The following is a 13,255-nucleotide window of genomic DNA, read 5'->3' as shown; positions in this document are numbered from 1 at the left end:
ACAGAGTTATAGCAAACCGGCATCCGTTAAAGCTTGCTCAACAACACGGCTATCATTCTCGGTCAGCGGCGTCATCGGCAAACGTAACGTATCGGTTGCCATTAATCCCAATGCTTTACAGGCCCATTTAACGGGAATTGGGTTGGATTCAATAAATAATTTCTGATGTAGCGGCATCAGGCGTTGGTTCAGGCGGCGCGCTTCGGCAAAATTGCCCTGCAGCGCCAGAGCGCAAAGCTCCGCCATTTCCCGCGCGGCGATATTGGCCGTGACGGAAATCACGCCTTTGCCGCCCAGTTGCATGAAGTCCAGACCCGTGGAATCGTCGCCGCTCAACAGGATAAAGTCCTCATCAACCAGCTCTTGGATCTGGCTGACGCGGTTTAAGTTCCCCGTCGCTTCCTTAACAGCCACGATATTCTTGATTTTCGATAAACGCCCGATGGTCGGCGGCAGCATATCGCACCCGGTACGCGCCGGCACATTATACAGGATTTGCGGCAGATCGGTGTGTTCGGCAATCGCCTTGAAGTGCTGGAACAACCCTTCCTGGGTCGGTTTATTGTAATAAGGCGTCACCGTCAGGCATCCGACCACGCCGCTATCGTTAAAGCGCTGCGTCAGGCTGACCGCCTCGGCGGTGGAATTGGCGCCGGTGCCGGCGATAACCGGAATGCGCCCGTCGCTTAACTCCAGGGTGCGCATCACCACTTCGCCGTGTTCGTCATGGCTCAGCGTCGCCGATTCCCCTGTCGTCCCGACGGAGACGATAGCCGACGTCCCGCTGGCCACATGATAATCGATTAATTTTTTTAGACTTACCCAATCGACGGCACCCTTGTCATCCATTGGTGTAACCAGCGCAACTATGCTGCCAATAAAGCTTCCCGTAAACATTGACCATCCCCTCCACAAACAGGTTATTCATGGTACTTTTGTCACCTATCCAAAAGCAAGCAAACATCGGCCATGTAAGCCCTTGGCAGCAGGTTTTTTTTAGGGTTACCATGTAAATCACATCAGCCATGACAGGAAGCACCATTTTGCCACAGTCACAACAACACTATCTGGTCATTACTGCGCTTGGCACCGACCGTCCCGGTATCGTCAATACCATTACCCGTCACGTCAGCAGTTGTGGATGCAATATTGAAGATAGCCGTCTTGCCATGCTGGGTGAAGAGTTTACGCTTATCATGCTGTTGTCGGGCAGTTGGAATGCGATTACCCTGATCGAATCCACCCTGCCGCTCAAGGGCGCCGAGCTGGACCTGCTGATTGTCATGAAACGCACCAACGCCGGCGAGCAGCAGGCGACGCCGAATACCGTCTGGGTCAAGGTCGATGTGCAGGACTCGCCGCATTTGATCGAGCGTTTTACCGATCTGTTCGACAGCCAGCACATGAATATCGCCGAGCTGGCCTCCAAGACCCAGCCGGCGCGGGGCGACGCGCCGCCGCGCCTGAATATCCAGATTACCGCGCACGGTCCCTCCGGCTGGCCGATGGAACAGATCGAAGATAGGTTTCATCAGCTCTGTACAGAACTGAATGCGCAAGGCAGTATTAGCATTGTGAATCATCCACAGAATCAAGAGAAAGATGGAGTATGTTAATGATGCCACTGAAAGCCGGAGATACCGCACCGAAATTTAGTTTGCCCGATCAGGACGGCGAACAGGTCAGTCTGACCGACTTCCAGGGACAAAAAGTGTTGGTCTACTTTTATCCCAAAGCCATGACGCCCGGTTGTACCGTCCAGGCATGCGGACTGCGCGACAATATGGACCAGCTGAAAAAAGCGGGTGTGGAAGTGCTGGGCATCAGCACCGACAAACCGGAGAAACTCTCGCGCTTCGCCGAAAAAGAGCTGCTGAATTTCACCTTATTGTCCGATGCGGATCATCAGGTGGCCGAGGAATTCGGCGTCTGGGGCGAAAAATCGTTTATGGGCAAAACCTACGACGGCATCCATCGCATCAGTTTCCTGGTGGGACTGGACGGCAGGATTGAAAAAGTCTTCGACGACTTCAAGACCAGCAACCACCATGACATCGTGCTGGCTTATCTGCAGGAGGCGTAGCCCCGCCGGGTCCGCTGTGCCCGTACACCGGGCGCGCCAGCGGTGAGAACACTTTCCGGCCCTGGCTGTCCAAGTGATATCACCCAGGTTAAGGTTGGATAGTTTATGTACACATGGATGAAAAAAAGTCTTGTCGCCGGCCTGTTGACCGCCATGGTCGCGGGCGGGCAGCCCGTGCTGGCCGACGAATTGCAGGACCAGCTGCCGGATATGGGCACCACCGCCGGCAGCACGCTCAGCATCGACCAGGAAATGCAGATGGGGGATTTTTATGTCCGCCAGATGCGGGGCGGCGCGCCGCTGATTAACGATCCCCTCCTCAACGCCTACATCAATCATCTGGGCGGCGTGCTGGTGGCGCATGCCAATTCGGTGCGTACGCCGTTCCATTTTTTCCTGATCCACAGCGATGAGCTGAACGCCTTCGCCTTTTTCGGCGGCAATGTGGTGATGCATTCCGCCCTGTTCTACTATACCGCCAATGAAAGCGAGCTGGCCTCGGTGCTGGCCCATGAACTTTCCCATGTCACCCAGCGCCATCTGGCGCGGGCGATGGAAGACCAGAAGCGCAACGCTCCCCTGACCTGGGCCGGCGCCCTGGGGTCGATATTACTGACCATGGCCAATCCGCAAATGGGCATGGCGGCCCTGAGCGGCACCATCGCCGGCACCCAGCAGGGCATGATCAGCTTCACCCAGGCGAACGAGCAGGAAGCGGATCGTATCGGCATCCAGGTGCTGCAACGATCCGGTTTTGATCCCCAGGCCATGCCAGACTTTCTGCAAAAGCTTTCCGATCGGGTGCGCTACTCCACCGCGCCGCCTGAAATGCTGCTCACCCATCCCCTGCCGATGAGCCGCCTGTCGGACATCCGCAACCGGGCGAACCAGATGAAGCATCTGGTCATCGATTCGTCGCAGGATTTTTATCTGGCCAAGGCGCGTATCCTCGGCATGTACGGCTCGGGCGGCATCGTGCTGGACGACGATCTGATCGCCGCCTGGAAAAAAGGCAACGCGCGCCAGCAGCTTGCCGCCGAGTACGGCCAGGCCATCCTGTTCTACCAGGCGAAAAAATACGACGACGCCCGCAGGGCGCTGCAACCCCTGCTGGCCAAACAGCCGGCCAATATCTGGTTCGTGGATTTGATGACCGATATCGATCTGGCGCAACAGCAGGCTCCCCGGGCCATTACCCGCCTGGAGGCGCTGGTGAAGGTCCAGGACAACAACGCGAATCCGGTGCTGTTGCTTAACCTGGCGAACGCCTATGTGGAGGGGAAACGTTTTGCCGATGCCAGCCGTTTGCTTAACCGCTACACCTTTAATCATCCCGACGACACCAACGGCTGGGACCTGCTGGCGCAGGCCAACGCCGGCCAGGGACTGCGCGATCAGGAACTGGCGGCGCGCGCCGAAAGCCTGGCGCTGAACGGCGAGCTGGATCAGGCGGTACGGGCGTTAAGCAGCGCCAGCTCGCAGGTTAAGCTCGGCAGCCTGCAGCAGGCGCGCTATGACGCGCGCATCGACCAGCTGCGCCAGATGCAAAAACGCTTTAAACCCTTCCAGAAGTCATAAGCATTGCGCCGGGCACGGTGCGTTGCTTATCCGGCGCGCGGCCGTTACAGATTAAGGATATCTTTGACGAAGGGAATAGTCAGCTTGCGCTGTGCGCGAATGGAGGCGTGATCGAGCTGATCGAGCGTATGCGACAGCGTGCGCATATCCCGCTCCAGCCGTTTGAGCAAAAAACGGCTGACATCTTCCGGCAGCTCAAAACCGCGCAGCCGGGCCCGCAGCTGCAGCGCGGCCCCTTTTTCCTCATCGGAGAGGGCCTGCAGGCGGTAAATCTGCCCCCAGTCCAGGCGCGAGGCCAGATCGGGCAAATTCAGGTTCAGCTGGCGCGGCGGACAGTTGCCGCTGATGATAAGCCGGGTGCGGCCCGTTTCCTGGATGCGGTTGTACAGGTTGAAAATGGCCATTTCCCAGGGTTCGTCGCCGACGATGCATTCGATGTTGTCGATGGTGACCAGCGCCAGTTGCTCCATGCCGTCCATCACCTCCGGCACAAACCAGGTGCGCTTATCCAGCGGCACATACCCCACCGCCTCCCCCCGTTGGGAAAGTTCGGCGCAGGCGGCGTGCATCAGATGGCTGCGGCCTCCCCCCTTGCGTGACCAAAAGTAAAGATAGCTGCCGTGTTCCTGCGCCAGCATGCTGTGCAGCGCCGCCAGCAACGACCTGTTTTCGCCCGGATAAAAGCTGGCGAAAGTTTCATCGTCGGGGAGATAAAGCGGTAAGGAAAGCTGTGCCGGCGTGTTCAGAAAGACCTCTATGCATACGGGCGGGAACCGATCTAGTTTATCATAGAATGGCCGCGGCGGCGTATTGCTTCACCGCCGGGCACCGGCCGCGGGTTATCCGTACACCCGTGGGCGCGAGGTTATTTTTCGGCGGATTCGGGAGCCGGGAGTTCGGTCGCCTCGATAATCACTTCTTCGCCGCGCACCAGGGTAATGACCCGGAACAGCAGGCTCAGGCCGATGCCCACCACGGTGGCCAGCGCCATGCCTTTCAGTTCGGCGGCGCCCAGATGGATTTTGGCGCCGCTGACGCCGATGATAAGGATAACCGAGGTCAGGATCAGATTTTGCGGTTTATTATAATCCACCTTCGATTCGATCAGCACCCGGATGCCCGAGGCGGCAATCACCCCGTACAGCAGCAGGGAAACGCCGCCCATTACCGGCACCGGCACCGCCTGGATGGCCGCCGCCAGCTTGCCGACGCAGGAAAGCAGGATGGCGAGGATAGCCGCGCCGCCGATAACCCAGGTACTGTAGACCTTGGTAATGGCCATCACGCCGATATTCTCGCCGTAGGTGGTATTGGGCGTCGATCCAAAAAATCCGGACAGCATGGTGGAAAAACCGTTGGCGAACAGCGAGCGATGCAGGCCGGGATCGCGCAACAGATCTTTTTTGACGATATTGGCCGTCACCACCAGGTGGCCGACGTGTTCGGCTATCACCACCAGCGCCGCCGGCAGGATGGTCAGGATGCCGATCCACTCAAAGCGCGGGGTATAAAAGGTCGGCAGCGCGAACCAATGGGCGGCGGCGACCGGGGATAAATCCACCACGCCCATCGCCCAGGCCAGCGCATAGCCCACCAGCACCCCGATCAGGATCGGGATAATGGCCAGGAAGCCGCGAAACAGCACCGATCCCAGCACGGTAACACCCAGGGTCACCAGGGAAATAATAATGGTGGAACTCGCCACCGGCGCGCCTTCCGTCGGCAGCAGCCCCGCCATATTGGCCGCGACGCCGGCCAGTTCCAGGCCGATTACCGAGACGATGGCGCCCATGGCGGCCGGCGGAAACACCACGTCAATCCAGCCGATACCGGCGACCTTGACGATCAGCGCCACCACGCAAAACAGCGCGCCGCAGGCGATAAAACCGCCCAGCGCCGCTTCATAGCCCAGCGGCAGCAACAGCAGCACCGGCGATATAAAGGCAAAACTGGAACCCAGGTACGCCGGGATCTTGCCCTTGCAGATAAACAGGTACAGCAAGGTGCCGATACCGTTAAACAGCAGGACGGTGGCCGGATTGATTTTAAATAAAATCGGCACCAGCACCGTGGCGCCGAACATGGCGAACAGATGCTGAAAGCTGAGCGGGATGGTTTGCAGTAGCGGCGGGCGTTCATCAACACCGATGGCGCGACGGGTCATGTTGAGTTTCCTTAAAGTGAGAAGCAAAAAAAAGCCGGCCTGCCGGCCGGCTTGATTTTATTTGGTGCCAAAGAGTTTATCGCCCGCATCGCCGAGGCCCGGCATAATATAGCCGTGCTCGTTAAGCCCCTTGTCGATGGCCGCGGTATACAGCTCGACATCGGGATGGGCTTTTTCCAGCGCCGCGATACCTTCGGGCGCCGCCACCAGGACCAATATCTTGATACTCTTGCAGCCGGCCTTCTTCAGTAGGTCGATGGTGGCGATCATCGAGCCGCCGGTGGCCAGCATCGGGTCGACCACCAGCGCCATGCGCTCGTCTATGCTCGAGGCCAGCTTCTGGAAATAAGGCACCGGCTCCAGGGTGGTTTCATCGCGATACATGCCGACCACGCTGATACGCGCGCTGGGCACGTTCTCCAACACGCCGTCCATCATGCCCAGGCCCGCGCGCAGGATAGGCACCACGGTGATCTTCTTGCCCTTGATTTGTTCAATTTCCACCGGACCGCACCATCCCTCGATGGTGACCTTTTCAGTTTCCAGATCGGCGGTTGCTACGTAGGTCAGTAAACTTCCCACTTCAGAGGCCAATTCACGAAAACGCTTGGTGCTGATATCATTTTCACGCATCAAACCTAATTTATGTTTCACAAGCGGGTGCTTTACCTCAACGATCTTCATCATTATTCTCCCCAAGTAGCATTAATTGCGCAAAAAAATCGCGAGATTATAACCCCTTTTATTTACTGCGCCATACGAAAATAGCTGATCCTGATCAACCGTTAAGCGAAATAAAGGCTGGACAACAAAAGCCGGGAGGGCGTTTGACATCACCACTCGCAAACGATTGCCCACGCTGTTAGAATTGCCTGCGCCAGAATACAAGCCAACATACCATCTCCGTGGGGATCTTGCAGTGACCGATAAAACCTCTCTCAGCTATAAAGACGCAGGCGTGGATATTGATGCCGGCAACGCCTTGGTAGACCGCATCAAAGGTGTGGTGAAACAGACAAAACGTCCGGAAGTCATGGGCGGGCTGGGTGGGTTCGGCGCGCTATGCGCCCTGCCGCAGAAATACCGCGAACCCATCCTGGTATCCGGCACCGACGGCGTCGGCACCAAGCTGCGTCTGGCGATGGATTTAAAACGTCACGATACCATCGGCATCGATCTGGTGGCGATGTGTGTCAACGATCTGGTGGTGCAGGGCGCCGAGCCGCTGTTCTTCCTGGACTATTTCGCCACCGGCAAACTGGATGTGGATACCGCGGCGGCGGTGATTACCGGCATTGCCGAAGGCTGTAAACAGTCCGGCTGCGCCCTGGTCGGCGGCGAAACGGCGGAAATGCCCGGCATGTATCATGGCGAGGATTATGACGTGGCGGGTTTTTGCGTCGGCGTGGTGGAAAAATCGGAAATCATCGACGGCAGCAAGGTACAGGCCGGTGATACTCTGCTGGCCCTGGCCTCAAGCGGCCCGCATTCCAACGGGTATTCCCTGGTGCGTAAGATCCTTGAGTTCAGCCAGACCGACCCGCTCACCACCCAACTGGACGGCAAGCCCCTGGCCGATCACCTGCTTGAGCCGACGCGCATTTATGTTAAGGCGCTGCTGGAGCTTATCGCGCAAACCGAGATCCACGCCATCGCCCACCTCACCGGCGGCGGTTTTTGGGAAAACATCCCCCGGGTATTGCCGGCGGACACGCAGGCGGTCATCGACGAGGGCAGTTGGCAATGGCCGGCGGTATTCGGCTGGCTGCAGCAGGCCGGCAACGTCAGCCGCCATGAAATGTACCGCACCTTTAACTGCGGCGTCGGCATGATTGTCGTGGTGCCTGCGCACAGCGCCGATCGGGCGCTGTCGTTGCTGACCGGCCTGGGCGAGACCGCCTGGAAGCTGGGCGAGATCCAGACGCTGGCCGGCGGCGAACGGGTTATTATCCGTTAATGAAAAAGCTGGTGGTGCTGATCTCGGGCGAGGGCAGCAATCTGCAGGCGGTGATCGACGCCTGCCGGCAGGAAAGAATGCCGGCACGGGTCGCGGCGGTCTTCAGCAACCGGGCCGACGCGTTAGGACTCAGGCGCGCCGCCCGCGCCGATGTGCCCGCCCGCGCGCTGCTGCCCGGCGACTATCCCGACCGCGCGTCCTTCGACCGCGCCCTATGCGAGGCCATCGACCGCTATCAGCCGGACGCGGTGATCCTGGCCGGTTATATGCGCATCCTGTCGCCGGACTTTGTCAGCCATTACGCGGGACGGATGCTGAATATCCACCCTTCCCTGCTTCCCTTGTATCCGGGCCTGCATACCCATCGCCAGGCGTTGGCCAACGGCGATCGCGAACACGGCACCTCGGTGCATTTCGTGACGGAACAGCTGGACGGCGGCCCGGTCATCCTGCAGGCGAAAGTGCCGGTCTTCCCCGGCGACACCGAGGCCGACCTGATCGCCCGGATTAAAACCCAGGAGCATGACATCTACCCACTGGTGATAAGCTGGCTGCTGGACGGCCGGCTTACGCTGCGGGAAGGCGCCGCCTGGCTGGACGGCGCGCCCCTGCCGCCGGCGGGATACGCGGCGGAATAAACGCCGCCGCGCCGCGCCATAACGCCGGCGGCAGCCACGGCGCCCGGCCGGTAAGGACGTTCACTGGGCGCCGACGCCCTTTGCCGGTAACATCGCCAGGCGAATTAGCGCAGGCGGCCGGTAATATATTCCTCGGTCTTACGCTGCGCGGGCGAGGTGAACAGCCGATCGGTGCCGGCGTATTCCACCAGCCTGCCCTGATGGATAAAGGCGGTATAATCCGATACCCGCGCGGCCTGCTGCATATTGTGGGTCACCAGCACCAGGGTGAAATGCGCTTTCAGCGAAATCATCAGTTCCTCGATGGTCAGCGTGGTGATGGGATCAAGCGCCGAGGTCGGTTCATCCAGCAGCAATACTTCCGGTTCAATGGCTATAGCCCTGGCGATGACCAGCCGCTGCTGCTGGCCGTTGGACAAGCGGAACGCATTCTCCTTCAGCCGATCTTTTACTTCATGCCATAGCGCCGCCGCGCGCAGCGCCTGCTCGGCCGCGTCGTCCAGCACCCGCCGGTCGCGAATGCCCAGCAGGCGCAGGCCGTATACCACGTTATCGTAGATGGATTTCGGAAAGGGATTGGGCCGCTGGAACACCATGCCCACCCGCCGCCGGAGCGCCACCACATCCTGCCGCGCGTCGTTGACATCCCGCCCCGCCAGGCGCACCGCGCCTTCGACGCGGCAATCATCGTTCAAATCGTTCATGCGGTTAAAACAGCGCAGCAAGGTCGATTTGCCGCAGCCGGAGGGACCGATCAGCGCGGTAATACGCTGCCGCGGGATGCGCAGGGTGATATCCTCAAGCACCGTGCGTCCGCCGTAGGAGACGCTAAGATGCTCGGTCTCCAGGACAGTCTGCTGCGGGGTAAAGCGCTGGACATCCGGCATCTGCGCAAAGAGATCGGGGGTTAGCAGGGACATAAATCACACTCCATTAAAGCGCCAGCGCGCGGTATTTTTCCCGCAGGCGGTGACGCAGGCCGATGGCCGCCAGGTTCAGCCCCACCACGATCACCACCAGCAACAGCGCCGTGGCGAAGACCAAAGGACCCGCCGCGTCGCTATCGGGACTTTGCAGCGCCATATCGTAAATCTGGAAGCCCAGATGCATAAATTTCCGCTCGGCGTGCAGATAGGGAAACACCCCGTCCAGCGGCAGCAGCGGCGCGGATTTAATGACCCCGACCAGCATCAACGGCGCGGTCTCGCCCGCCGCCCGCGCCACCGCCAGGATAAGCCCGGTGATCATCGCCGGGGCCGCGCCCGGCAGCACGACGCGCCACAGCGTTTCCGCCCGGGTGGCCCCCAGCGCCAGCGACCCATGGCGCAGCGACGGCGGAATGCGCGCCAGGCCTTCCTCGGTGGCGACGATCACCACCGGCAACGTCAGCAGGGCCAGCGTCAGCGCGGCCCACAGCAGTCCGGGGGTGCCGAAGGTCGGATTGGGCAACGCATCGGCATAAAACAGTTGGTCCAGCGTACCGCCAAGCACATAGACAAAAAAGCCCAGGCCGAACACGCCATACACAATAGAGGGCACCCCCGCCAGGTTGCCCACCGCAATACGGATTAGCCGGGTCAGCCAGCCGGACTTGGCATATTCATGCAGGTACACCGCCGCCATCACCCCGAGCGGCATCACCATCACCGACATCAGCATCACCAGCAGCAGCGTGCCGACAATGGCCGGGAAAACCCCGACCTGCGCCGGATTGTCATTGGCGTCGCGGGCGACAAAATGACCGATCTGCGTGGCCCAAAGCCTGACTTTTGCCATAAATCCCATCGCGTTGGGATACCAGGCGCGTTCGATTTCCCGCAGCGGTATCTCGCGGGTGGCGCCCCGGGCGTCACGCAGCAGCACCCGATCGCGGTCCATCTCTTTATCAATATCCGCCGCCTGGCGGGAGAGACTCTGCGCCTGGTGTTCGAGCTCACCCTGGCCGGCGCGGTACAGCGCCTGGTTGAGCGGCGTCCATAGCCCGTCTTTTTCCCATTGCTGCCGCCGGGCGGCTAACCGTTCGGCGCGCTGGCCAAGGTCGGCCTGCATCCTGGCGCGCAGTCCCGCGGCCAGCCGGCGCTGCGTGGCCATTGACGCCAGCCGCTGCTGCAGCGCCCGCGGCATATCGTCGGCGGTCAGGGGTTGCCCGTCCTCGGTCATGCCCTGCAAGAAACCATACTCCCTGCCATAGCCGCTGCGTTCCAGCACCACCAGATCCGGCGGGCGGGAACGCGCCACCACCCGATCAGCCCGCACCCGATAAAAATCCCGGGCGGCTGAGGCGCCGCCGGTGCGGATAATATAAAATTTATCCCCCTCGCCGCCGGGCGGCGCGGCGCGTTTTTCGGCGTAGATTTCGCCGATCCACGTGTCCGGCTGGCCGGACGCCGTCTCCAATTGCAATTGATACACCGGCTGCGGCCAGAACAGGCGCATGCCCTGCAGGCTGAGCAACGCCACCAGCATCAGCATGGCCAGCAGGCTGACGCTGACCGAACCGGCCGTCAGCCAGACCCATGGGCGGCCGGATTGGAACCAGTGCTTCATCCCGTCTCCCCGTCCTGTTGGCGGTAATGGGCGCGCAGGCGCAGGCGCAGCGCTTCGGCCAGGGTGTTTATCAGGAACGTAAAGATAAACAGCACCAGGGCTGTCAGCAGCAATAACCGATAGTGCCCGCTGTTAAGCGACGCCTCGGGTATCTCGATGGCGATATTGGCCGCCAGCGCGCGCAGGCCCTGGAACAGGTTGCCGTCCACGCGCGCCATGTTGCCGCTGGCCATCAGCACGATCATCGTCTCGCCGGTGGCGCGTCCGAGTCCCAGGATAAACGCCGAAAACAGGCCGGCGCCGGCGGACGGCAGGGTAACCCCCAGCAGCGTTTGCCAGGGGGTTGCGCCCAGCGCCAGCGATCCCTGGATCAACCGCGCCGGCACGTTGAACAGCGCGTCCTCCGCCAGAGAAAACATCACCGGCACCAGGGCGAAACCCATGGCGGTGCCGACCACCAGCGCGTTCAGCGGGTTAAAATCGTCTCCCAGCCAACCCGACAGGGGCTGGCCGAACAACGCCGCATCGATCCAGGGCGAAAGGCGGCACGCCAGCCAAACCACCAGCGCCACCACGGGCAGCAGCAGCAGACAGTCCCAGCCCGCGGAAAACCGGGCGCCGAGGCGGGCGGGCAACCGGCTGACCCCCCAGCCGGTCGCCAGTATCGCCAGCGGCAGCAAGAGCGGCAGCAGCAAAATGCCGCTCAGCACCCGGCTATAGTAGGGCGCCAGCCACAGAGCGGCGATCAGGCCGATAACGACGCTTGGCACCGCCCCCATGATTTCCATGGCCGGCTTGATCCACCGCCGCAGCGCCGGCGCCATAAACCAGGCGGTATACATTGCCGCCGCCAGCGCCAGCGGGGTGGCGAACAGCATGGCGTAACCGGCGGCCTTCAGGGTGCCGGCCAGCAGCGGCACCAGGCTGAATTTGCCGCCGTCCAGGCCGCCGGCGGCGGTGGATTGCCAAACCCAGGCCGGCGCGGGATAGTGGTGATAGGCTATTTTTTGCGTCAGCGTGCGCCAGCTGATATCGGGGAAGGCGGTATCGAGCCGCCAGATGCGCCAGCCGCCGGCATCCAGGGTGACGATGGCCTCATCCGCCCCGCCGCCGGGGCCGGGGCCGGGCTCACCGATTATCGGACTGAATACCGCGCGCAGGGCGGGCGCCAAACGGGTCTGCAGCAGGGGGGCCTCCTGGCGGGCGCTGAACAGGGAGAACGTACCGTCCGGGGCCAGCACGCCGAACACCGCGCGCTGCGCCGACGCCAGGATCTGCGCGCCGGGCGGCAGCGGGGCGGCAAATTCCCGAATGCGCGCCAAATGATGTCCGTTATCGTCGCTGACATCGAACCACAGGGCGAGCCGCTGGCCGGCAGCGCGCACCAGCAGGGAGCCGTCCGCGGGCAGCAGGGTCACCTGCGCCGGGCCCGCGGGCGCCAGCGCCTGCCGCTGGCGCAGCTGGATTTGACCGTCATCGCTGAGCCGGTAGATGCTCAGCAGGTTTCCGGCCCGCAGATACAGCAGGCGACCGTCCGGCGACAGCAGTACCTCATCGACGTCGCCGTCATCCGGGGTCAGTTCGCTACGCGTCAAGCCGGCTGGCCCCAGGCGGGCGACCAGAATCCGGCCGGATGCCAGCTGCGCCGCCATGACCGCCTGCTTTTCCGCCGGCTGCGCCAGCGCCGCATGACGCAGCGGCTGGCCGTCGCCGCTTAACGGCAGCGGGTTTTCCCCGAACGGAAATACCCATGAGAGCGCGGCGGCGCGGCCGTGCGGCTGCGCCAGACGGGCGTTGCCGCGGCGGTCAAGCAGCAGGTACAGCGGCTGGCCGCCGCTGGCGGCCGCCAGTCCGGCAAAATCCGCCATCAGGCCGGCCGCGGACGGCGCCGCGCCGCGCCGCGGCAGCAGATGTCCCTGCCCGCGCCCATCAATAACATAAGCGCTGGACAGGGAGGCGTCGATACCCATGGCCTGAATGGCGGCCACGCCAGCGCCGTCCGGCGGCGCGGCCGCCTGATCCCTTACCGCCTGACTCCAGGGGACGGCGCCAAGCGGCGTGACCGAGGGGGAACGAAACAGCGGCAATACCGCGTACAGCAGATAAAAAAACATGACCAACAGCGTTAACAGCACCAATGCCCCGCCGCCGCTGACGAGGCCGCGCGTCACGCGGTCGCTCCATCGACGGTAGGCGGCGGTTTTCGTATTGGATAGCCGTTTTATTGTCATATTCCTCTGTTATATAGAGTCAACCCTATGGTCGGTACTGATTAAGGAAGCCTATGT

At 61.5% G+C, this 13,255-nt stretch carries 12 protein-coding genes; 5 read left to right on the top strand and 7 right to left on the bottom strand.

Annotation, left to right across the window (positions count from 1 at the left end; translation table 11 throughout):
* Positions 1-6: 6 nt before the first annotated feature.
* Positions 7-897, bottom strand: a complete 891-nt coding sequence (dapA, locus tag ABUK12_RS23505; RefSeq protein ID WP_410014088.1) for a 4-hydroxy-tetrahydrodipicolinate synthase — start codon at positions 895-897, stop codon at positions 7-9.
* A 128-nt stretch (positions 898-1,025) separates the two neighbouring features.
* Here dapA and ABUK12_RS23500 point away from each other — a divergent pair, with 128 nt between their 5' ends.
* From ABUK12_RS23500 to ABUK12_RS23490, 3 genes are all read left to right on the top strand, one after another.
* A complete protein-coding gene (locus ABUK12_RS23500) occupies positions 1,026-1,616 on the top strand; it encodes a glycine cleavage system transcriptional repressor (RefSeq protein ID WP_410014087.1) in 591 nt (196 codons plus the stop codon).
* Positions 1,616-2,083: a thioredoxin-dependent thiol peroxidase gene (gene bcp, locus ABUK12_RS23495; protein WP_410014086.1), complete on the top strand. Its 468-nt coding sequence runs from the start codon at positions 1,616-1,618 to the stop codon at positions 2,081-2,083. The genes ABUK12_RS23500 and bcp overlap by 1 nt, the downstream gene beginning before the upstream one ends.
* A 105-nt stretch (positions 2,084-2,188) precedes the next feature.
* Positions 2,189-3,661 (top strand): M48 family metalloprotease, encoded by a 1,473-nt coding sequence (locus tag ABUK12_RS23490; protein ID WP_410014085.1) that lies wholly within the window; start codon positions 2,189-2,191, stop codon positions 3,659-3,661.
* A 44-nt stretch (positions 3,662-3,705) separates the two neighbouring features.
* Here ABUK12_RS23490 and hda read toward each other — a convergent pair whose 3' ends face one another.
* The 3 genes from hda to upp all read right to left on the bottom strand — a co-directional run bounded on the left by hda (position 3,706) and on the right by upp (position 6,509).
* Positions 3,706-4,419: a DnaA inactivator Hda gene (hda, locus tag ABUK12_RS23485; RefSeq protein WP_410016754.1), complete on the bottom strand. Its 714-nt coding sequence runs from the start codon at positions 4,417-4,419 to the stop codon at positions 3,706-3,708.
* A gap of 107 nt (positions 4,420-4,526) precedes the next feature.
* The gene (gene uraA / locus ABUK12_RS23480) at positions 4,527-5,825 is read right to left on the bottom strand and encodes a uracil permease (protein ID WP_410014084.1); all 1,299 of its coding nucleotides are present in this window, start codon (positions 5,823-5,825) and stop codon (positions 4,527-4,529) included.
* 57 nt (positions 5,826-5,882) lie between these two features.
* Complete coding sequence (gene upp, locus ABUK12_RS23475; RefSeq protein WP_162368174.1) at positions 5,883-6,509, bottom strand: uracil phosphoribosyltransferase; 627 nt, start codon at positions 6,507-6,509, stop codon at positions 5,883-5,885.
* A gap of 235 nt (positions 6,510-6,744) precedes the next feature.
* Here upp and purM point away from each other — a divergent pair, with 235 nt between their 5' ends.
* A complete protein-coding gene (gene purM / locus ABUK12_RS23470) occupies positions 6,745-7,782 on the top strand; it encodes a phosphoribosylformylglycinamidine cyclo-ligase (RefSeq protein WP_410014083.1) in 1,038 nt (345 codons plus the stop codon).
* A complete protein-coding gene (gene purN, locus ABUK12_RS23465; protein WP_410014082.1) occupies positions 7,782-8,420 on the top strand; it encodes a phosphoribosylglycinamide formyltransferase in 639 nt (212 codons plus the stop codon). Before purM ends, purN begins: the two co-directional genes overlap by 1 nt.
* Positions 8,421-8,524: 104 nt before the next feature.
* Here purN and pstB read toward each other — a convergent pair whose 3' ends face one another.
* From pstB to ABUK12_RS23450, 3 genes are read right to left on the bottom strand one after another with little or no spacing between them, the layout of a single operon-like run.
* Positions 8,525-9,340, bottom strand: a complete 816-nt coding sequence (gene pstB / locus ABUK12_RS23460; protein WP_410014081.1) for a phosphate ABC transporter ATP-binding protein PstB — start codon at positions 9,338-9,340, stop codon at positions 8,525-8,527.
* A gap of 13 nt (positions 9,341-9,353) precedes the next feature.
* Positions 9,354-10,967: a phosphate ABC transporter permease PstA gene (gene pstA / locus ABUK12_RS23455; RefSeq protein WP_410014080.1), complete on the bottom strand. Its 1,614-nt coding sequence runs from the start codon at positions 10,965-10,967 to the stop codon at positions 9,354-9,356.
* A complete protein-coding gene (locus tag ABUK12_RS23450) occupies positions 10,964-13,198 on the bottom strand; it encodes a phosphate ABC transporter permease (protein WP_410014079.1) in 2,235 nt (744 codons plus the stop codon). The genes pstA and ABUK12_RS23450 overlap by 4 nt, the downstream gene beginning before the upstream one ends.
* Positions 13,199-13,255 lie beyond the last annotated feature (57 nt).

Origin of the sequence: Sodalis sp. C49 (genome assembly GCF_046352915.1) — a bacterium.
In the GTDB taxonomy this organism is placed as follows: Bacteria; Pseudomonadota; Gammaproteobacteria; order Enterobacterales; family Enterobacteriaceae; genus Acerihabitans.
This window is presented reverse-complemented; position numbering and strand designations above follow the sequence as displayed.

Bases quoted from the DNA above. Each gene is read 5' to 3' on its own strand.
- dapA (WP_410014088.1), bottom strand. From the start codon at position 897: ATGTTTACGGGAAGCTTTATTGGCAGCATAGTTGCGCTGGTTACACCA.
- ABUK12_RS23500 (WP_410014087.1), top strand. From the start codon at position 1,026: ATGACAGGAAGCACCATTTTGCCACAGTCACAACAACACTATCTGGTC.
- bcp (WP_410014086.1), top strand. From the start codon at position 1,616: ATGATGCCACTGAAAGCCGGAGATACCGCACCGAAATTTAGTTTGCCC.
- ABUK12_RS23490 (WP_410014085.1), top strand. From the start codon at position 2,189: ATGTACACATGGATGAAAAAAAGTCTTGTCGCCGGCCTGTTGACCGCC.
- uraA (WP_410014084.1), bottom strand. From the start codon at position 5,825: ATGACCCGTCGCGCCATCGGTGTTGATGAACGCCCGCCGCTACTGCAA.
- upp (WP_162368174.1), bottom strand. From the start codon at position 6,509: ATGAAGATCGTTGAGGTAAAGCACCCGCTTGTGAAACATAAATTAGGT.
- purN (WP_410014082.1), top strand. From the start codon at position 7,782: ATGAAAAAGCTGGTGGTGCTGATCTCGGGCGAGGGCAGCAATCTGCAG.
- pstB (WP_410014081.1), bottom strand. From the start codon at position 9,340: ATGTCCCTGCTAACCCCCGATCTCTTTGCGCAGATGCCGGATGTCCAG.
- pstA (WP_410014080.1), bottom strand. From the start codon at position 10,967: ATGAAGCACTGGTTCCAATCCGGCCGCCCATGGGTCTGGCTGACGGCC.
- ABUK12_RS23450 (WP_410014079.1), bottom strand. From the start codon at position 13,198: ATGACAATAAAACGGCTATCCAATACGAAAACCGCCGCCTACCGTCGA.